The 19817-nt window shown below is 62.2% G+C and carries 17 protein-coding genes; 13 read left to right on the top strand and 4 right to left on the bottom strand.

What is annotated here, in order from left to right:
* The first annotated feature begins 51 nt into the window (after nucleotides 1-51).
* The 8 genes from HB777_21240 to HB777_21205 all read left to right on the top strand — a co-directional run bounded on the left by HB777_21240 (nucleotide 52) and on the right by HB777_21205 (nucleotide 7982).
* On the top strand, nucleotides 52-1113 hold the full coding sequence (locus tag HB777_21240) for a 2Fe-2S iron-sulfur cluster binding domain-containing protein (GenBank protein QND66187.1): 1062 nt from the start codon (nucleotides 52-54) through the stop codon (nucleotides 1111-1113).
* A gap of 47 nt (nucleotides 1114-1160) precedes the next feature.
* Nucleotides 1161-2219 (top strand): toluene hydroxylase, encoded by a 1059-nt coding sequence (locus HB777_21235; protein QND66186.1) that lies wholly within the window; start codon nucleotides 1161-1163, stop codon nucleotides 2217-2219.
* A gap of 16 nt (nucleotides 2220-2235) precedes the next feature.
* On the top strand, nucleotides 2236-2607 hold the full coding sequence (locus tag HB777_21230) for a monooxygenase (GenBank protein QND66185.1): 372 nt from the start codon (nucleotides 2236-2238) through the stop codon (nucleotides 2605-2607).
* 73 nt (nucleotides 2608-2680) lie between these two features.
* Nucleotides 2681-3703 carry an amidohydrolase gene (locus HB777_21225; protein QND66184.1) on the top strand — a complete coding sequence of 341 codons (1023 nt, stop codon included), beginning with the start codon at nucleotides 2681-2683 and terminating at the stop codon, nucleotides 3701-3703.
* Nucleotides 3704-3708: 5 nt separating this feature from the next.
* Nucleotides 3709-4506 (top strand): iron-sulfur cluster assembly protein, encoded by a 798-nt coding sequence (locus HB777_21220; GenBank protein QND66183.1) that lies wholly within the window; start codon nucleotides 3709-3711, stop codon nucleotides 4504-4506.
* A gap of 77 nt (nucleotides 4507-4583) precedes the next feature.
* Nucleotides 4584-6215, top strand: a complete 1632-nt coding sequence (locus HB777_21215) for a molecular chaperone GroEL (protein ID QND66182.1) — start codon at nucleotides 4584-4586, stop codon at nucleotides 6213-6215.
* 38 nt (nucleotides 6216-6253) lie between these two features.
* Entirely contained in the window at nucleotides 6254-7297 is a 1044-nt protein-coding gene (locus tag HB777_21210) for an NAD(P)-dependent alcohol dehydrogenase (GenBank protein QND66181.1), read from the top strand.
* A gap of 187 nt (nucleotides 7298-7484) precedes the next feature.
* Nucleotides 7485-7982: a DUF1097 domain-containing protein gene (locus tag HB777_21205; GenBank protein QND66180.1), complete on the top strand. Its 498-nt coding sequence runs from the start codon at nucleotides 7485-7487 to the stop codon at nucleotides 7980-7982.
* 98 nt (nucleotides 7983-8080) lie between these two features.
* On the opposite strand, the gene HB777_21200 is transcribed toward HB777_21205, so the two are convergent.
* Both HB777_21200 and HB777_21195 read right to left on the bottom strand, forming a co-directional pair.
* Nucleotides 8081-10159, bottom strand: coding sequence for a sigma-54-dependent Fis family transcriptional regulator (locus HB777_21200; protein ID QND66179.1), 2079 nt, complete (start codon nucleotides 10157-10159; stop codon nucleotides 8081-8083).
* Between the two features lie 85 nt (nucleotides 10160-10244).
* Nucleotides 10245-10718: a hypothetical protein gene (locus tag HB777_21195; protein ID QND66178.1), complete on the bottom strand. Its 474-nt coding sequence runs from the start codon at nucleotides 10716-10718 to the stop codon at nucleotides 10245-10247.
* 442 nt (nucleotides 10719-11160) lie between these two features.
* On the opposite strand from HB777_21195, the gene HB777_21190 reads away from it, so the two are divergent.
* The 4 genes from HB777_21190 (at nucleotide 11161) to HB777_21175 (ending at nucleotide 16606) form a co-directional block, all read left to right on the top strand.
* Nucleotides 11161-13710, top strand: coding sequence for a tetratricopeptide repeat protein (locus HB777_21190; GenBank protein ID QND66177.1), 2550 nt, complete (start codon nucleotides 11161-11163; stop codon nucleotides 13708-13710).
* A gap of 14 nt (nucleotides 13711-13724) precedes the next feature.
* Complete coding sequence (locus HB777_21185; GenBank protein QND68853.1) at nucleotides 13725-14039, top strand: hypothetical protein; 315 nt, start codon at nucleotides 13725-13727, stop codon at nucleotides 14037-14039.
* A gap of 214 nt (nucleotides 14040-14253) precedes the next feature.
* The gene (locus tag HB777_21180; protein QND66176.1) at nucleotides 14254-15354 is read left to right on the top strand and encodes an OmpA family protein; all 1101 of its coding nucleotides are present in this window, start codon (nucleotides 14254-14256) and stop codon (nucleotides 15352-15354) included.
* Between the two features lie 79 nt (nucleotides 15355-15433).
* Nucleotides 15434-16606 (top strand): peptidase c14 caspase catalytic subunit p20, encoded by a 1173-nt coding sequence (locus HB777_21175; protein QND68852.1) that lies wholly within the window; start codon nucleotides 15434-15436, stop codon nucleotides 16604-16606.
* A 36-nt stretch (nucleotides 16607-16642) separates the two neighbouring features.
* Here the strand turns inward: HB777_21175 and HB777_21170 are convergent, their stop codons facing one another.
* Nucleotides 16643-17245 (bottom strand): hypothetical protein, encoded by a 603-nt coding sequence (locus HB777_21170; GenBank protein QND66175.1) that lies wholly within the window; start codon nucleotides 17243-17245, stop codon nucleotides 16643-16645.
* 217 nt (nucleotides 17246-17462) lie between these two features.
* On the opposite strand from HB777_21170, the gene HB777_21165 reads away from it, so the two are divergent.
* Nucleotides 17463-17963, top strand: a complete 501-nt coding sequence (locus HB777_21165) for an OmpA family protein (GenBank protein ID QND68851.1) — start codon at nucleotides 17463-17465, stop codon at nucleotides 17961-17963.
* A 38-nt stretch (nucleotides 17964-18001) separates the two neighbouring features.
* Here the strand turns inward: HB777_21165 and HB777_21160 are convergent, their stop codons facing one another.
* A complete protein-coding gene (locus HB777_21160; GenBank protein ID QND66174.1) occupies nucleotides 18002-19630 on the bottom strand; it encodes a hypothetical protein in 1629 nt (542 codons plus the stop codon).
* Between the last annotated feature and the right edge of the window lie 187 nt (nucleotides 19631-19817).

Here is a 19817-nt window from a genome sequence, read left to right as displayed (position 1 = left end):
AGGCCAAAGGGGGGCGGGTTCGCCCCGCCCTTCCTTTCACTGGAGGTCCGTATGTCGGAAACCCACACGGTCAGGCTCAGCCCGGTCGGCGTCGAATTCGACGTTGAGCATGGCGAAACGGTGCTTAACGCCGCGTTCCGCCAGGGCATCGCCCTGCCGCACGGCTGCAAGGAAGGGCAATGCTCGGCCTGCAAAAGCGTGTTGCTCGAAGGCGAAGTCGACATGTTGAAATACTCGACCTTCGCGCTGAACGACATGGAGAAGGAGAGCGGGCACGTCCTGTTGTGCCGCTGTATCGCCTTCTCCGACCTGGAAGTCGAGCTTCTCAACTACGACGAGGAGATTTTGGCGAAAGCGATCGCCGTGAAGACGTACAAGGGCCGGATTGCTCGCATCGAGCAGCTGACCCACGACATTCGCGGCATCGAGATCGAACTCGGCTCCCCAATGAAGTTCTGGGCGGGGCAATATGTCGACATCACGGTTACCACGCAAAAAGGGGAGACGATTACGCGCTCGTTCTCCATGGCAAATACGCCGGACCAAACCGAAAAACTCTCCTTCATCATCAAAAAATACCCTGAGGGAAAGTTCTCAGGCGAGCTCGATTCCGGAGGCATCAGGGCCGGAGCCGAAGTCACCGTCGTCGGACCCTACGGAACCTGCTTCCGCCGCGACGAACGGCAAGGACCCCTGATCCTGGTCGGCGCCGGCTCAGGCATGTCGCCGATCTGGTCGATCCTCAACGATCACCTGAAGAGCGGCGAGAAACGTCCGGTCTATTTCTTCTACGGCGCCCGCACCCGCAACGACCTGTTCTATCTCGACAGGATCGCCGAGTTGGTCGGCAATCATTCCGACGTCACCTTCATTCCCGTGCTGTCGCACGCGAACGACGACGCCGAATGGCAAGGCGAACGTGGCTTCGTGCACCAGAGTGTCGACGCCGTGCTCAAGCAACTGGCGGTCGACGGGCAGGGCGATGTCCATGCCTGTGGCCCGCCGCCGATGATCGATGCGCTGCAGCCGGTGCTGTTCATGAACGGCTTCGAAACGGAGCGGATCTTCTTCGACAAGTTCACCACATCGGCAGGTGCAACGCCGGCCCATTGAGGGCGGCCGTGCACAGCCAACCACAACTGCAACAAGGGAGAGAGACTATGCCTGCAACCTCGAGTTCAGTCGGATCCGGAGCCGCCGGCGCGGCAATCTTCGCCGACTCCGACAGCCGGAAATACCGGTATTTCGACCCGAAAGGCCAGCGCGCCACCCACTACGAGGACATGACGGTCGACGTCCAGCCCGACCCGGAACGCTACCTGATCCAGGACTGGATCATCTCCTTTGCCGACGGCAAGGGCGCCTATGTCAAGCAGAACACCGCCGCCCAGAGCTCCAACTGGCATGCCTTCCGCGCTCCCGACCAGGAGTGGGAGCGTACGCACTACCAGCGCCAGTCGAAGATCGAGACGATGGTGCAGAGCGTCATCAACAACGCGCGCAAGTCGGGCACCCCGAAGACCTTCGACAAGGCCTGGGTCAAGATCCTGCAGACGCAGCTCGGCGCGTGGAAACATGCCGAATTCGGGCTCGGCACGTCGCTGATGCAAGCGCAGCGTTACGGCTACACCCAGATGATCAACAATGCGACGCTGACCAACTCGTCCTACAAGCTCAGGCTTGCCCAGGATATCACCCTCTACCTCGCCGAGATCGGCATGGATTTGCCTGACTGGGACGACGAACTCGGCAAGAAGGCCTGGCTCGAGGACAAGAACTGGCAAGGCACGCGCGAAGCGGTCGAAACAATCATGGGCGCGACCGACTATCTCGAGCAGTATTTCGCCATCAACATCGTCTTCGAGCCGCTGGTGGGCGAAGTGTTCCGCTCCGGCTTCCTGATGCAGATCGCCGCCGCCAACCATGACTTCATCACCCCGGCGGTGATTTCGGCGGCCGAGGCCGACTACGAGCGCAACCTCGCCAACACGATCGACCTCATGCACCTGCTGGCCAATGACGAGAAGCATGGCGCCGCCAACAAGAAGCTCTTCCAGGGCTGGGTCAAGAAACACGGCGCGCTCGCCGACAAGGCAGCCGCCGGCCTGCAGCCGATCTGGTCGATGCCGCATTCCAAGCCGGTCGCGTTCACCGACGTCCGCGCCAAATCCGAAGAGCGGATTGGCCAGATCCTCGGCGAACTCGGCCTCAAGCGCTGAAACAGGAGAAATCGTCATGTCACTATCAGCACGCGACGCAACGCATTCCAACATCTTCAAGGCGATGAAGGACATCACCTTCGAGCAGACGATTTCGCATCAGTGCGGCGTCACCATGAACGACTCGGTCGAGGCGAGGGCCATCGCCGAATTCATGGGCCTCAAGCCGAACGTAACCGTCACCTACCAACCGGCGATGATCCGCATCGATGGTACCGGCAAGCTGATCTTCAAGATGGACGAGATCAGCGAATATCTCGGCCGCGAGATGACGGCGGAAACCTTTGAGGTCAACAGCTCCACCCACTACGGGCGGATGGTGCGCATCGACGACAACACCGTGATCCTGTTCGGCAACATGGACGAGATGTTCGAATACATCGAATAGCCGTCGAAAAAATCCGGCGCGCCGCTGGGTGCGGCGCGCCGAACCGATCAACGCGATTGCTGCGGAGGCAACCATGTACAGAACACCGGAAGGCAAAGACATTTTCGTGGTCGACGGCCACACCCATTTCTGGGACGGCAGCCCGGAAAACCAGAAGAACATCCACGGCAAGCAGTTCATCGAGTGCTTCTATGCCTATCACACGGGCTTGAGCCCGAAGGACCAGCTGTGGGAGAAGAGCAAGTTCGAGAAATACAGCGCCGACGACCTCTACCGCGACCTGTTCATCGACGGGCCCGATGATGTGGCGATCGTCCAGTCGACCTATCTCAAGGACTTCTACAAGAACGGCTTCAACACGATCGAGCGCAACGCCGAGGTGGCCAAGCGCTATCCGGAGCGGTTCATCGTCAACGGCGCCTTCGACCCGCGCGACGGCGAGAAGGCGCTGGAATACATCCACTTCCTCAAGGAGACCTACGACGTCAAGGGCGTGAAGATGTATACGGCTGAATGGAACGGCGCTTCCAAGGGCTGGAAGCTCACCGATCCCGATGCCTACAAGTGCTTCGAACTCTGCGACAAGCTCGGCATCAGGAACATCCACGTCCACAAGGGCCCGACCATCCTGCCGCTCTCGAAGGATGCGTTCGACGTCCATGACGTCGATCACGCGGCGACGGATTTCCAGGGCCTCAACTGGATCATCGAGCATTGCGGCCTGCCGCGTCTCGACGATTTCTGCTGGATCGCGACGCAGGAAACCAATGTCTATGGCGGGCTGGCGGTGGCGCTGCCGTTCATCCATGCGCGCCCGCGCTATTTCGGCGAGGTCATCGCCGAGCTGCTATTCTGGCTCGGGCCGGAGAAGATCCTGTTCGGCTCCGACTACGCGATCTGGACGCCGCGCTGGCTGGTCGAGAAATTCTGGGCCTACCAGATCCCCGAGGACATCGCCGCTGAACGGGGTGTGCAGCTGACCGACGAGATCAAGGAGAAGATCCTCGGCCTCAACGCCGCGCGTCTCTACAACATCGACGTCGAAGCCAAGAAGAAGGCGCTTGCCAGCTCGCCCTTCAGCATCGCGGCGGAGTAGGAGCCATGGCAACCGCCAGCGTTTCCGGCGACTGCCAGAAGGAACTCTGGCGGCGCCTTGGTGAGGTCAACGACCCGGAACTCGACGAACCCGTCACCGAGATGGGCTTCGTCGAGCGGGCGCAGGTGACGAGCGATGGCAGCGTGGAGATCGACTTCCGCCTGCCGACTTACTGGTGCTCGCCCAACTTCGCGTTCCTGATGCTGGACGGCGTCCGCAAGGCGCTCGACCAGCTCACTTGGAAGCCTGCCTATCGCGTCAAGTTGCACGACCACATGTTCGCCGAAGAGGTCAATCGCGGCATGGCAGAGGGCAAAAGCTTCGGCGATATCTTCGCCGTGCTTGCCGAGGATCAGGATCTCGGCGGCTTGCGCGAAACCTTCAGGGTGAAGGCATTCAAGCGGCGCCAGGAGGCAGTCCTGCGCGGCCTGCGGCAGCACGGCCTGACCGATCGCGAAATCCTCGGCATGGACCTGCCGGCATACGACGTCGCGCGGTTCGAACCGGGCGAGGCGGCCAAACAGCAGCCGCGGTACCGGGCGGCTCTGCTCGAGCGTTTTCCCGACCGCCGGGCCGACGATCCTGTGTTCGTGACATGGGAAGGGCAGAAAATCCCGCCTGGTGCACTCAGTGCCCACCTCGCCGAGCTGCGCGGTGTGCGCATCAACATGGAGTTCAACGGCGCGCTGTGCCGGGGGCTCAAGCAGACCCGATACAAGGAACTGGATGTGGTCGACGGCGAACCGACGCTGGTCGATTTCATCATGGATCGCGTGCCGGCACGAACCGCGCCGACCGCCTGAAGCAGAGCCGACAGCAACGGCCTCCCTCGCACGAGGCCCCTAATCAACAACCCGCCCGTAAGGCGGAAGGAGGAATCATGCCCAAGATAATGCTTCATAATTCGCAGGCCCGCCGGGCTCTCGCCCGTGGTGTCTTCCGGCTTGCAGCCGCTGTCGAGCCGACGCTCGGCCCCAAAGGCATGAACGCCATGATCGACCGGCCGATCGGCACGCCAATGGTGACCCGCGACGGTGTCAGCATCGCCTCCGAGATCGAACTGCACGACCGTTTCGAAAACATGGGCGCGCAAGTCGTCCGCGAAGTGTCGATGCAGACCAACGAGATTGCCGGCGACGGCACCACGACGGCCATCGTGCTCGCCAACGCGCTCATCCAGGGCGGCGTCGAGGCGAATGAGCGCGGCGTGAAGTCCGTCGATCTCTGCAAAGGCATCGACCTTGCCGTGGCGGCGGTGGTGGCGGCACTCAAGGCCTCGGCCAAGCCAGCCAAGGGCAACGGCATTCTGGCGTCGGTCGCCAACATAGCGGCGACCAACACCAAACTTGGCGCGCTGGTGGCGGAAGCCCATCAGCGGGTAGGCGCCGAAGGCGTCATCACCACCGACTTCAGCGTCACCACCGAGACCACGCTCGATGTCGTCGAGGGCATGTCCTTCGAACGCGGCTACCTCTCTCACCACATGGTGACCGATCAGGAGAAGATGGAGGCTGTTCTCGAACGACCCTACATTCTGATGACCGACCTCAAGATCAAGGAACCCGGACAGCTCGATGCGGTTCGCCGCATCGCCGATGAGGATGGCCGGCCGCTGCTGATCGTGTCCGAGGAAATGTCGCCGGAAGTGGTGGTGACCCTGCTCGGCAAGCAGGGGCCGGGACGGTATCTCGTCGTCCACCCGCCGGAATATGGCCATTGGCGCAAGGCGATGATGGAGGATCTGGCCATCATCACCGGCGGCAAGGTGATCGCCCGCGATCTCGGCGGCCGCCTGGAGGATATCACCGCAGAAGATCTCGGCACGGCCGACCGGGTGAAGACCAGCTCGTCCTACACCTCGATCATTCGTGGCGGCGGCGACCATGCGTCAATTGCCTCGCGCCGCGCCCAGGTGCAACGGCAGTATGAAGCCTCGCCGCCGAACATCGACCAGGACAAGCTGCGCGAACGCCTGGCCAAGCTCTCCGGCGGCACCGCGATCCTCTATGCCGGCGGCGTCACCCCGGTCGAGCAGAAGCGGACCATCCAGCTGATCGAGGATTCGCTCAATGCGGTGCGCGCCGCGTCTGAAGAGGGCGTGGTCGCCGGCGGCGGCTCGGCGCTCGCCCAGATCGCGCCGCTGCTCGACAAGGTGGCGGCCGACGTCGAGGGCGATGTCGCCGAGGGGGTGCGACTGGTGCGCTCGGTCCTGTCGCGGCCGCTGTGGCGCATCGCCGCCAATGCCGGCGCCGATCCCGAAGCGGTGGTGACCGAGGTCACCCGCATCAATGGCGGCTACGGCTACAACGCATCGACCGGCGCATACCAGAACATGTTCGAGGCAGGCATCATCGACCCGGTCCGCGTCACCTACACAGCGCTCGCCAACGCAGCTTCGGTGGCGACCCTGATCCTGACCACCGAAACGCTGATTGGCGATCTTGCCGAGGACGAGGATCCGACGGCCGGCCCGGCGCGTGGCGGCGGCTCCGAAAAACTCGGCCGCGCCTGAAGCAATCCAGACAATCTCGACGTTGAAGGGATACGACGATGAAAGCTGCCAGACTGTACGAATACGACCCGAAGATGAACGTCCAGCTCAAGATCGAGGAGGTCAAGGCGCCGACGATCACCGCACCTGACGAGGTGATCGTGCGGGTGGGTGCCGCCGGCCTCTGCCGCACCGACCTGCACATCATCGAGGGCGTGTGGAAGCCGACCATGGATCCCGAAGGCACGCTGTTGCCTTACATCATGGGCCACGAAAATGCCGGTTGGGTCGAGGAAGTCGGCAGCGGCGTCAAATCGGTCAAGCGCGGCGACGCCGTGATCTGCCATCCCTTCCGCTCATGCGGCATCTGCCTCAACTGCCGCCATGGCGAGGACATGTATTGCGACAACGGCCAATTCCCCGGCCTCGGCATGAATGGCGGCTTCGCCGAATACTTCATCACCAGTGAGCGCTCGCTGATCAAGCTGAACGCCAACATCACGCCGATCGAGGTGGCTCCGCTGGCCGATGCCGGCATCACCGCCTACCGTGCCGCCAAACGCGCCGCCAAGCTGTTGCGGCCAGGCAGCTATTGCGTGCTGCTCGGCATAGGCGGGCTTGGCCATATCGCTCTGCAATCGCTGCATGCGATCTCGGGCTGCCGCATCATCGCTGTCGACCGAGAGCCGGCGGCGCAAGTGCTGGCCAGGGATCTGGGCGCCGACTTCGTCCTCGATGGCGGGCCGAACGTCGTCGAGGAGGTTGCCCAGATCACTGGTGGCGGTGCGCATGTGGTGATCGACTTCGTCGGCGAACTCGGTGTCGAGAACATCTGCTGGAAGATGGTGCGCAAGGGCGGGCAACTGTTCGTCGTTGGCTATGGCGGCAACATCAACGTGCCGACCGCGCATCTCGTCATCGAGGAGATCAACATCGGCGGCAGCCTGGTCGGCAATTTCACCGAGCTCGTCGAACTGATGGAACTCAACGCCGACGGCAAGGTGAAGATGCACTACACCGAATACAATCTCGCCAGCATCAACACCGCCCTCGACGACTTCAAGAACCGCCGGTTCACCGGCCGTGGCGTCATCGTGCCCTGAAGCATCCGGACCGGATGCGGCGCCGAACGGGTGCCGCGTCCGGTTCGATCTGACGGCGTGCCTGAACGGCAGCCTTCCTCGTGAGCTCCGTGGCTGATGCCATGGCATTTCCGTATCGGGACGTCAGCGAAGCGCGATCCCCATACGAATTTCGTTGCTTCGCGGTGTGGAAAAACGGGAGGACAACATGGATCTTGTTACAGGACTGGCCGTCGTCATCGGCATTATGGGTGGCATTGCAACATGGGCGGCCATCACGATCGGCAGTCCTTATCTGCTGATATGGGCGGTATTCGTCGGCTGGGGGAGCTTCTATCACTGTGGTGGCAAGGAAGCTGGGTTCAAGAGTTCGGCGGTTGCAAATCTGTGGGGTGCGATTTGCGCGGCCGGCGCATTGATAGCGCTGACGTCCATTGGCGTTACGGCGATCATGGCCGGCATTTGCGTCGGTATTTCAATCATCGTCCTGATCCTCGCTGCCAAGCTGCCATTGCTGAGCGCGATTCCGTCAGCGGTCTATGGCTACGCAACGACCGCGGCACTTTTTCTGCTTGGTGCCGCCGCTTATGGCGAAGGCGCCGGCGGCATCATCAAGGTCGCGGCCGCCGTGGTTGTTTCCCTGATCATCGGCAACGTCCTCGGCTACATCTCGGAGAAAGGTACCGGTGCGGTCGTAAAGAGCTGATCATTCCCGCGACCGCTGCCTGAAGGCAAATTCGGTCGAACGAATTTCCCCAACCCCGCGGCGCGAATGCCGCGTTTTTTTTGTGCCGATGATTGGGTCTAGAGGAAGCCGCGCCGGATGCCGTATTGGCCGAGCTTGCGATAGAGCGTCGGCCGTGAAATGCCGAGCCTGAGCGCAACCTTGCTGAGATTGCCGCTCTCCGCGGCGAGCGCATTCTTGATCGCCTGGCGTTCCGCATCCTCGAATGTACATACGGGCGCTTCGAGCATGGCTGTGGGATGGTCGCCGTGCATGGCCACGGTGTTGCGGTTGCCCGCGCTGATTTCGCCGGGAAGATCTTGCAGGTCGATCGTGCTGCCGCGCGTCAGTATGTGCAGGCGCTCGACCAGGTTCTTCAGTTCACGCACATTTCCCGGCCAGCGATAGGCAAGCAGTGCATCGAGCGCGTCGTTCGAAAACTCCAAGGGATCATTGCCAGCCAGTTTTGCGATCTGACGATTGAAATGCTCAAGCAGCAACAGCACGTCGTCGCCGCGGTCGCGCAAAGCCGGGACATGGATCGAGACCGCACCGATGCGGTAATAGAGATCGCTGCGGAAGCGCCCGGCCGCGACTTCCTGCTTGAGGTCGCGATTGGTCGAGGCGACCAGTCGCACGTCCACCGGCCGGCCTCTGGAGTCGCCGATGCGGTGGACCACGCGCTCTTCGAGGACACGCAACAGGAAGGGCTGGATTTCGAGCGGCAACTCGCCGATTTCGTCAAGGCTGAGCACGCCGCCATTGGCGAGTTCGAAGATGCCCGGCTTGCCGTCACGAGAAGCGCCGGTGAAGGCGCCGGAGACATGGCCGAACAATTCGCTGCCGAACAGCTCCTTGGTGATTGCACCGCAGTTCATGGCGATGAACGGATCGTTTTCGGTGCGCCGGCTGCCGGCATGGACAAGCCGCGCAAACAACTCTTTTCCGACGCCCGTTTCGCCTTCGATCAGCAACGAGGTGACGCCCTTCGACCCGGCCACCCGGGAGGCGACATCGATGGCGGCCAGCAATTTTTCGCTTTCGCCGACGATCATCGCCGCGGCTGTCCGCAGGTGCTTGTTCTCCTCCCGGCGGATCACCGTCATGCTCAAGACGGCCGGCACCGAGGGAAACACCAGAGCCGCGCCACGAAGATCGCCATCAAGCTTCAGCGGCGTGACATGGCAGGATCGCAGATGCGCCGGCAGCGCGTTGGCGAGATCGGCATCGGAGCCGGAGGCCGGCAGGTTCATCAGCCAACGACCACGCCCTGGCTCCATCGGGCCGTCCATCATCTCCGTGGTGTCGCCATTGGGCACGTTGTTGCAGAAGATCGCGCGGCCACGATGATCGACGATCACCAACCCGTCTTTCCGGCGGTAGCTGGGTGCCGAGGAAATGAAGGCTTCGAGCAGGCGCGTGCGCTGCTCCTGCTGCTGCTCGGCGAGCGCCTTTTCAATCTGCCGGGCGGTGGCGGCGACAAGCGCCGTGTTGTGCGGCCGGAAGATCGGCGAATAGCCTGACAGGTCGACAACGCCGATGATCTTGCCGTCCAGGGGATCGCGGATCGGCGCACCGGCGCAGGTCCAGGATTTGATGCCGGCGCAGAAATGTTCGGCGGCGTGGACGAAAATCGGTTCGCCGGTCCACAGCGCCGTGCCGATGCCGTTGGTTCCGACGGCGTCCTCGTTCCATTTGCCGCCGATACCCAGATGAATGTCCATGCCGTCATGCAAGGTCTTCTTGTCGCCGATCGCGTCGATCAGCACGCCATCGCTGTCGGCGAGCACCAGCATCGCTCCCGTCCCTTCCAGCAACTGGCCAAGGGACGCAAACGATCGCCGCGCCGCCGAAAGCAGCTCGGCGTTGGCACGGGTCAGATATTCGATCTCGTCGCGATCGCTGCTCAGCGGCGCTTCGATGCCTTGAGCGTTGATGCCGCCAGTGGCGCTGCGAAACCAGGAATCGTGGATCAACGAGCGGACATGGACCGGATCGCGGGCGGATGTCGGTTCGTCGGCCAGAAAACTTTCCCAAGCGCGCATGGTGGCGCGCTCGTCATAGTCGATGTTGTCCAGAACCAACTGCCCGGCGGCCATCGACGCACGCGCCGGAAGAGCATTGGTCTTCATCTGATCGGGGCCGTTCGCGTGTCTCATTCAGTCATCACAGTACCTTTGAGGTATGCCATTTCTGTATGCTGTCGCGGATTGGGCGCGCTCAGCGACGCCCGAGTGCCGGTGGTCAGTCGATGCCGAGTTTCGCGCCGATGTCGGCGGCAAGCTGTTCTTCGCCATAGATCGCCGTCAGGTGGGCTCCGTCCAGTTCGGCAAGCGCCTCGGCGATGGTTTCGTCGACTGGTGAGAAAAAGCCGTTCTGCTTCGTTGCCAGGACGAAAATCTGTTCCCCATTCCGGTCGCGGACATCGCCGATATGATGAAGCTGGCGGCCGGTGTTCTGATCCTTGGAGATCACACGGCCGTTCATGGTGACGCGGATGGACGGGCTCGCCTCGGCCACGCTCGCCACGCTGCCGCCTACATGGATGATCAGGCCTTCGGCCTTGGGTTGTTGGCGCGGCTTCCTGGAAGCCGAATAGCCGCCACCGCTGATCTGGTCGGCAAGGCGAACGATGGTCGATCGGTTCTGCTCGATCAGTCTCTTGACCTGAACATCCTCGCGTCGCGGGCCATCCCGCTTGGAGATGATTTCGACCATGAATCCTCCCAGATTCGCTTGGCGCCGTGAGTTCGGCTCAGTTCTTCTTGGCGCGAACCCTACACCGTCCCTGCGAAGTTCGCCATTCACATCAGATAGCACTAAGATTTGAACCGATGGTAGCAACTGGCTGCTACACGGGATCGAGCGGACACCACTGAGGTCGCCTCTGGATACGCGTTTCATGCTTCGGCGAGACCCGTCGCTGGATCGAGGCCTGGCGGGTGCGTCGGACCCAGACAGCCACGCCGGCGCCGTTCGACACTCATTGCGGATGGCTCGGCTCTGAGGTAATTTAGACGCTGATCGGATGGGGAAAGTGCCTGCTGTCGCGACGGTTTTTTGTTTCTGTTCCTGTCTCGGCGGATTGTGAGCTCTTTAACAGCCTTGATACCGCAACCTGGGGGCTTGTGGTCATCAGGTAGCGACGGTTGAAACAGCCATGCTCCGACTTTGCGGATTCATCGCGGTCTTTCTCGTAGCGGCCCTTACGACCTTCGGTGCGTCGGCCGATCGACGGGTCGCCCTGGTGATCGGCAATTCTCAGTACCGCGACATCCCCGCTCTCAAGAATCCCGACAAGGATGCCGAGGACGTATCCAAGACGTTTCGGTTGGCCGGCTTCGAAGTCTTCGTCGCCAAGGATCTCACAAAGCTGCAGTTCGAGGAACAGTTCCGCAACTACCTTGCGGCGGCGGACGGCGCCGATCTGTCCGTCGTCTACTATTCAGGTCACGGCTTCCAGATCGGTGGCGAGAATTTCCTGATCCCCGTCGATGCCTCGCTGAAGAATGCAGCCGACATAGAGGTCCAGGCGGTCAAGCTGGACGATGTCCTGCAGCAATTGCGCGCGAAATCGAAGATCCAGGTGATCATCCTCGATGCCTGTCGCAACAATCCGTTTCCGCGCAAGGATTATTGGCTGAGGGACCAGCTGATCACGGCGGGCAACACCGGCCTTGCGCAGGTTAAAAGCTCGTTGAACACGCTGATTGCCTTTGCCACCGAGCCAGGGGCGGTCGCCTATGATGGGGCGGGGGACCTCAGCCCGTTTTCATCCGCATTCTCTCGTCGCGCGCTGGCGCCGAACCAGGAGATACGCACGGTCATGGCCGCGGTGCGCCGCGATGTGGTCGAGGCCACTGACGGCAAGCAGGTTCCATGGGAAAACTCCTCGCTCATCGACGAGGTTGTCCTGATGCGTCGCACCAGCCGGCCCTCGTTGCCGCCGGTTCTGGAGAAGGTCGTGCCGTCGGGTGTCGGGCCTGTTGCCCTGGACCTGCCGGAACCGGTCGACGTCGATGGCGGATCGATCACCGTCAGCATCGAAAGGCCGCCTGCGCTCGGACGCCTGCTGCTGGACGGCAAGGCTGTCGCGGTGGGCGAACAGATCCAGGGCAAGGACCTGCCGCGCCTGAAGCTGGATGTGCCCAAGGGGGCCGGCGCGACGGAAGAGGTGGACATGCTGGCCTACGCCACGCACGACAATTGGGGTGGCGGGGCTCAGGGCATCATGGTGTTTCGTGTCAAAAGCGGCCAGGGCGCCGAGGGCGAACAGATTGTGGCCTCGCTCGAGACCGAGCAGAAACAGCAGGTGCTGGAGCGAGGCATCCATATCACCGGCGCCGCCGAGGCGATCGAAAACCGGCAGATCAGCGTCCCGGTCGGTGTCGGCCCGGTTCCGCTGAAGCTGGACTTCCCGACAAATGATCCCGCGGTCAGCCTGAGACTCGCGAGCTATCCGGCAACGGGAACGCTGTCCTTGCCGGATCGTGCCCTGTCGCCAGAGTCGAGCCTGATGGCGGATGAGGTCGACAATTTGCGCTATGAACCCCAGATCGGCGCAGCCGAGCCGGTCGAGGTCGGCTTCGAAATCCGGGCCGACAGCAGTTCTTCCAAGCCGGCCACCATGAGGCTGTCGCCAAGCGTAGATCCTTGCGACCAGGCTGCAGGCGAGCCTCTCGATCTGCAAGGCGTTGTCCCCGGCCTGCTGCCCAATGAAATCGGCGCGGCGGCCGTGAAGGCCTGCGAGGCGGCGGTGAAGGCCTATCCCGATGTCGCCCGCTTCCGCTACGAACTGGGCCGAGCGCTGCTGGCCGCCGGCAAGGTCGATCAGGCGAAGAAAGCCATTCAGGAGGCGGCCGACAGGGGCCACGTCCGCGCCGTGTTCGAGCTCGGCTACCTCAACGCGACGGGAACGGGAATGCCCGTCGACCGCAAGCAGGCCAACGGCTTCTACGCGGCGGCATCCGGCAAGGGCGATCCCTACGGGATGACGTCATGGGGTCGTGCCCTTTTCAATGGTTACGGGGTCGAACGCGACACCGGCAAAGGCCTGGACCTGCTGCTCAAGGGGGCGGCGATGGGGCATACCTATGCCATGAACGATCTCGCCGCGATCTTCACGGAAGGCCGCAACGGCGTGCCCGCCGATCCGGCCCGCGCCGTTGCGTTTTTGAAGGCAGGTGTTGAACGGCAGGACATGTATTCGATGAACCTGCTCGGTCGCAATTACCTGACCGGTGTGGGCGTCGAGAAGGATCCCGGGCAGGCGCAAGGGCTATTCCAGAAGGCTATGGATCTAGGCCAGCCCTACGCTCCGGCCAGCCTAGCGCGCATGTACCGGGACGGCGTTGGTGTGGGGCAAAACCTCGACGAAGCGCAAAGACTGTTCGAGCTGGCCACGGCGCGCGGCGATCAGTCCGGCGCATATGATCGCGCAGCGCTCGAAATGCAGAAGGGCGCCAATGCCGACCAGACGATAGCGGTGCGCTATCTGGCCTTCACCGTCGCGCTTGATCTTCGCAAGGAATTGCCGGGCGCCCAGACAACGCTGACGAAATTCGCAGTGAAGACGAAAACGGTGGCGCTCAAGCAATTGCGCGGCGAACTCAAGTCGAAGATCCCGGCGAAGGGCTCGCTTGACGACCAACTGGTCGACGCGGCCAGAGCGGTCTGGGAGCAAGCCAATCCGCGTCGGGACTTGTTTTGATCAATGAGGAGGCAATCGTGGGCAGGGCAGTGAAGCAGGCATTGATCGCCACAGTTCTATCCGGCGCTCTGGTGGCAGTAACGGGCTGCATGTCCGTTGCGCCCAAGGTCGAACCGACGGTGACGACGACCAAGCACAGGCCGAAGCTCATTCGCACGACGACCACGCCAAGGATCACCAAACAGAAGAAGGTTATCGCCAAGAAGGTGGTCAAGCCGGTTGAGGAAACCACTGTTCCCCTGCCGGTTGTCCCTGCCACAAATGGAGGCGGTAGCGGAAGCGGTGGGAGCGGCGGAGGCAGCAGCGGCGGCGGCGGCTGGGGAGGTTGACCAAGCATCGAGAAGGTCGGCAGTAGCTACGGCTGCGTTCTGGTCGTAGCAGAGCGGGCTTTGCACTGTTTTCACAACGGCTTGGGCTCCCTCCGGTTGAGAGCAGAGCACCACCTCGGGACCACCGGCCGCAGCTGCTCGCCAACCAGTCGCAAGTGCTCTATGCTTCCGCCAGGTGTCGTATCGATACGGTGGTCCTGGGCAGGGGCGTTCCATGTTCGAAGTCGTCGCATTCTGGTGGATGGCAAGGCTGAAAGGCCCCGCCATACCGGGTCTTGGCCTGATCGTCGCGCTCTCCGGCTGGCTGCTGCTCGGATCGCAAGCCGCCAACGCAGCGCCGAACTGGACGCTTGATCCCGCAGCTTCGGTGATCACCTACCAGTCGGTGAAGAAGAACACGATCGTCGAGACAAACAAGATCAGGAACATCACCGGCACGCTCAGCTCGGCGGGTGATGCCAAGGTCACCTTCGACCTCAATTCGGTCGATACCGGCGTCGACCTGCGCAATGTCCGCATGCGCTTCCTGTTTTTCGAGACATTCAAATACCCGACGGCCGAGCTGACGGCCAAGGTCGATCCCGCCGCATTCGCCGATCTCGCGACAAAGCGCAGGGTGAAGTCGACGCTGCCTTTCCGTCTCAATCTGCATGGCGTCGACAAGGACCTCGAGGCCAGCATCGTTGTCACCATGATCAGCGACACCATGGTGTCGGTCGCTTCGGAGGCTCCGGTCGCTGTCCATGTGGAGGATTTCGGCTTGCTGCCGAACGTCGACAAACTCCAGCAGGCGGCCAACGTGACCAACATCGTGCCCACCGCGTCGGTGTCGTTCGACTTCGTCTTCACCGCCGACGGCAGCAAGCCGGCCACCACCCAGAGCGCCGCGGCGGGTGCGGCCGATGTGGGGCCTGTTGCCACCGACGCCGCCAAGGCGAACTTCAGCGATGAGGAATGCCTGAACAGGTTTGCCGTGCTCTCACGCACCGGCGCCATCTACTTCCGGCCGGCCAGCGCCCGGCTCGATGCGAAGAGCCGGCCGCTGCTTGAAGAGGTCGAAGGTGTCGTCGGCAAATGCCCAAGCCTGAAGGTCGAGGTCTCCGGCTATACCGATTCCGATGGATCGCCGGACGCAAACAAGCAGTTGTCGGAGCGGCGGGCCCAGGCGGTTGCCGACGCCATTGTTGCCGCGGGCATTCCTCGCGCGCAGATCACAGCGACCGGCTACGGCGAGGAGCGGCCGGTTGCCGCCAACGATACGCCCAAGAACAAGGCGCTCAATCGGCGGATCGAGTTTTCCGCCACCAAGCTCTGAGGTTCCGGTGGGGTGCGATCTGATTGCCCGTTGCGGTGGCCTCTTTCGCGCCGCTGGGTTTGCGGCGCTCGCCTTGCTTTTGACGTTGACGGTCGCCAGTGCCGAGCGCCGCGTAGCACTTGTCCTCGGCAACTCCCAGTACCAGCACGCGGCGCCGCTGGCCAATCCGGTGCGCGACGCCCAGGCCATGGCGGAGCGCTTGAAGAAGCTCGACTTCGAGGTGGTTTCCGGCTTCGATCTGACCAAGCCGCAGACGCAAGCAACGATCGCCCAGTTCGCAAAACAGGTGCGCGGTGCCGACATCGCGCTGTTTTTCTACGCCGGCCACGGCTTGCAGGTTGCGGGCAAGAACTACCTGCTTCCAGTCGACGCCGCGCTGGAGGACGAAACCTCCCTCGACTTCGAGGCCGTGCCGGTTGATTTCGTTCTACGCCAGATGTCGCGAGAGACCAGTATAAGGCTGGTGTTTCTCGACGCTTGCCGTGACAATCCCCTCGCCGAGGTGCTGGCCAAGACCGCAGGCGTCAACGGCGCAAGCAGCGGCCTTGCCGAGATTCCGATAGAGAATGGTGGCGCCGGCACGCTCGTCGCTTTCGCCGCCAGCCCCAATCAACTCGCCTATGACGGGTCGGGCGAACATTCGCCTTTTACCTCGGCGCTCCTCCAGCATATCGGTGAATCCAACGTCTCCATCACCGAGGCCATGAACAGGGTCACCATCGACGTCTTCAAGGCAACCGCCGGCAAGCAGCGCCCCTGGATCAACGTTTCGCTGACCACGGAGGTCGTTCTGCACAAGGTCGATCTCAATGCGCCATTGATCGTGGGCGAGGCGAGCGCACCTCAGACTGAAGGCGGCTCCGAAGCGCGCAACACCGGCGCTGCAAGCGCATCGGGCCAAAGTGCCGATCAGCTTGCGCTCGATGCGCTGCGTCAGAAGATCCCCAGGCTGGCTTCGGACGATCCGATCTTTTTCGACCATCCGATCTATTTCGGTGATCCGGCAATCGACGGCAAGAGCATCGCCCAGCTGATCAAGGGCAAGCCCCTGTTCAGTCCGGTGGAGGGATTGGACAAATCGGTATGGGAGGGCAAGCACTGCGACGGCTGCCATGAATGGGACGAGGCACGGCTGTGCGAACAGGCGAAAAATTTCGCCACAAACGATGTCTCCGTTTTGCGCCTGCAACATCCGCTGGGAACCCGCTTCAAGGTGGCGCTTGCCAAATGGGCTCAAGGTGGCTGCAAGTAAGGCAACCTCCATCCAGTCTCTGTCGGGATGGAAGCTCTAATATGCATCCGCCGATTGGGGCAGCGCCTCGATCTCGGCCATCTGGATGCCCATTTCGACAAACGCGGAAAGAACGGCAAAGCGGTCCGCGAGTGCGACACGCGCCAGCCCGGCCAGGATCCCGGCATTGACTGCATGGGCGGCAGGAAACGGCTGCAAGGCCGATGCTGCTTCTGCGCCGACAACGCCTCCGCCAGCAACGGAACCATTGTCAGGCCATCCCGCCGCCAGGGCAATCCAGGCGCCCGGCGTCGTCGGCGGCGTCGCCTGCGCCTGGCTCACCGCGGCGCGATGGTGGGGGCTGTCCGGATCACCGATCCAGTCGCGAACACAGGCGAGCAACTCGTGATCGGTTCCATCGAGCAGCTCGCTCAGATGGCTCAGGCATTCATGCGCCCACCAGACCGCGGCCCGATCGGAAAGCAGGTAGGCACAGAACGTGATCGCCTCCTCGGGAACGCGCCCGGCGAGGAGGTCGCGGCAAAACTCGATCGACTGCTGTTCGGTTGGAAGGGTTCTCATGTCCCGGGCAATAGCGGGACAAACCATGAAGAGATCCCGTGCCGTTTTGAATCGAAGCCCGTTGGCCATGACCGCCACGCTTTCATCGAGGAGCCTTGGCCACTCAAGCCCCAGGCGCGGCGCGGGTCAAGCCTCAACCGGTGACGCTGCAACAACTGCCGGCACCACCGTATCCCTGGCGTTTATCGACAGACAATTGGCCCGGAGTTTGGTATGATCACCACCATCGAAATCGGATGCTCAAGCAGGAGTAACCGCTATGCAGTGGGGCAGTTCAGCCTTTGTGTTGGCGGTCGTGTTTTTCTCGACCCACGCTTCCGCCGACCCTGTGCAGAAATCAGAAGACATCGTGAAGTTTTTTGCCGGAGCGGCCGACCTCGGCAAGTCGCGAGGAATTTGTGTCGGCACCGAGGAGGAGTGCAAAAGCAAGAGCAAGGCGAAAGACGCGCCGGGAGAAAAATCCAGCCTCGATATGTTGATCAATTTCGGGTTGGATTCGGCCGAGCTCGACACCACTGCGCGCGCTGAACTCGGCGAGTTCGCCAAGGCGCTGAAGGACAACCGGCTGAGCACGTTCAACTTCGTCGTCGAAGGGTTCACCGACGCCACCGGCACCGTGCACTACAACGAAGGCCTGTCGCAACGGCGAGCGCAATCGGTGGCTGCCTTCCTGACGGCCAGCGGTGTCGAGGCTGCCCGCATCAATGCAATCGGCATGGGCGAAAAAAACCCGCGCAGCCCCAACCCGTACGATCCCGTCAACCGCCGCGTCGAAATGCGGATAAAGACGCAATAGCGCGCTGCTGCACGCCACTGCTCCAGGAACGCCGGCAGTCAGTTCTTGAGCACGCCGCCCACGGCCACACCGGCGCCGAAGATCAGTGCTTTGGCGAGGAAGTCGTTGTTGTATCGGCGTGGCGGAAGATCATCCTGCCGCACCATGATCTCGCGGTTGCGCCACTTCTGAACGGCCTCATGTTGTTTGCGGGGTTTCCGTGCCACCGGTCTCTGCATGCGGACCTTCTGTACCACCTGCTTTTTCGGCTGTGTCGCACTGGCCTGATCGGCAGCATGTCTGGCACGTACGGCCTCCATCATCGGATCTGTCTGGATCACGAGGAACGCCAGTTGCTGGCGCGTTAGATAGCTGGTCTGCGGCAGGCCGTTCTTCACTTGCCAGATGCCGATCGCCTGGCGGGTCTGTGGGCCTAAGTTTCCGTCGACGTGGCCAAGCTCGTTGCCCAACGCTTCGATGCGCAATTGCAGGTCGATGCGACCCTGACGGTCGAGGCCGATGGCACTTTCCGTCAACTCGGTGCCCGGTGTTTGCTTCACCTCGTCCGGGACGCCGACCGAGGTGCGCACGGCGGAGCCGGAACTGGCGTTCGCCTGGTCCGTATCGAGTGCCACGACCTGCCGGTTTTGAGCTTTCGGGTCGTTCAATTCGTCGACGTTCAGCCGCGCCACCGTGGCGAAGCGACCGTTCGGAAACTGGTCGAGATAGGCTTGGTAGAACGGAACAGAATTGTGCTTCGAAGCCTCGTCCCAAAGACGTTGCTCGACTTCCCACGAAGGTGGATCACTGGCAACGGGGGCAGGAGAGGATGTCGCTGCGGTGCTCGATGCGTCGGCCAGGGGATTTGCAGCAGGCGCCACTGCCGCAGCTGGTTTTCCCAGGAAAACCTCGCGTCCCAGCGATGCGTTGTGCCAGGGCCTCTGGCGACCTTGCGTGGTTTCGGTCACTTCGCCGCGCACGCGCGTCAGTGCGCTCTGGATTTCGACGCCGGGTTCGGTCAGGTACCTGGCCAGCGCTGTTGAGTAGGGACTGTCGACCCCGCTGCCGTCGAAGGCGATGGCGCCGGGATCCGTTGCATAGGCAATCAGGAGGCCGCCGGTGCCGACGCCGTCCGATATTGCTTCGACCGGCGCCAGACCTGTGCCCAGCGAGGTCGAGCGGCTTTTCGGCAGCGAGGCCGCCAGTGTCCTTGCCAGCGGATTGTCGCGGCAGGCATCGAGGATGATGACGCCAATCGCCGGGTCGGGCGGCAGCGCAGCCATGAAGTCGTCGATCTGAATGGTGCGGGTCTTGAGATAGGCCGGCGACGTCAATTCGGCGTCGACCGGTATCAGGTAGTTCTTGCCGTCGACCTGCATGCCGTGACCGGCATAGAAAATGACCGCGACGTCCGCGTCGTAGGCTTGCTCGGTAAACCGGCTGATGAGGCTGTGCATGCCTGCATTGTCCTGGTCGACCCCTTCGATCACCTCGAAGCCGGCATTGCGCAGCGTCGATGCGATGAGGTGGGCATCGTTGGCGGGGTTGGGCAAGGTAACCGCATGGACATAGTTGCTGTTGCCGATCACCAGCGCGACACGCTTGGCGTCAGGCGTGGCAGCCTGGGCGCCGAGACCGGCAAGGAAAACCAGGATAATCCCGCTCAGAAAGACTGTGAACGCTTTCATGGACCAGCCCTCTACCCATCAGGGTGCACTGTTGATGTCTGCGCATGCTCAATTTCGTCAGCGACTGGGTCGCTTGTGCCAAATGATGGCTCTCGAGCGTATGTGGTCTCGACCACGGTTTTGGTTCACAAAGGGCCTGAAAAAGGTGGCTATCGTGGCGCCAATAGTCTGAGCGACCAATGCCGTG

Source organism: Mesorhizobium loti (assembly GCA_014189435.1).
GTDB lineage: Bacteria > Pseudomonadota > Alphaproteobacteria > Rhizobiales > Rhizobiaceae > Mesorhizobium > Mesorhizobium loti_G.
Note: the sequence above shows the minus strand (reverse complement) of the source record. Positions and strands in the feature narration are given on the sequence as shown.

Coding starts and splice junctions, on each gene's coding strand:
- HB777_21240 (QND66187.1), top strand. CDS start 52: ATGTCGGAAACCCACACGGTCAGGCTCAGCCCGGTCGGCGTCGAATTC.
- HB777_21235 (QND66186.1), top strand. CDS start 1,161: ATGCCTGCAACCTCGAGTTCAGTCGGATCCGGAGCCGCCGGCGCGGCA.
- HB777_21230 (QND66185.1), top strand. CDS start 2,236: ATGTCACTATCAGCACGCGACGCAACGCATTCCAACATCTTCAAGGCG.
- HB777_21225 (QND66184.1), top strand. CDS start 2,681: ATGTACAGAACACCGGAAGGCAAAGACATTTTCGTGGTCGACGGCCAC.
- HB777_21220 (QND66183.1), top strand. CDS start 3,709: ATGGCAACCGCCAGCGTTTCCGGCGACTGCCAGAAGGAACTCTGGCGG.
- HB777_21215 (QND66182.1), top strand. CDS start 4,584: ATGCCCAAGATAATGCTTCATAATTCGCAGGCCCGCCGGGCTCTCGCC.
- HB777_21210 (QND66181.1), top strand. CDS start 6,254: ATGAAAGCTGCCAGACTGTACGAATACGACCCGAAGATGAACGTCCAG.
- HB777_21205 (QND66180.1), top strand. CDS start 7,485: ATGGATCTTGTTACAGGACTGGCCGTCGTCATCGGCATTATGGGTGGC.
- HB777_21200 (QND66179.1), bottom strand. CDS start 10,159: ATGAGACACGCGAACGGCCCCGATCAGATGAAGACCAATGCTCTTCCG.
- HB777_21195 (QND66178.1), bottom strand. CDS start 10,718: ATGGTCGAAATCATCTCCAAGCGGGATGGCCCGCGACGCGAGGATGTT.
- HB777_21190 (QND66177.1), top strand. CDS start 11,161: ATGCTCCGACTTTGCGGATTCATCGCGGTCTTTCTCGTAGCGGCCCTT.
- HB777_21180 (QND66176.1), top strand. CDS start 14,254: ATGTTCGAAGTCGTCGCATTCTGGTGGATGGCAAGGCTGAAAGGCCCC.
- HB777_21160 (QND66174.1), bottom strand. CDS start 19,630: ATGAAAGCGTTCACAGTCTTTCTGAGCGGGATTATCCTGGTTTTCCTT.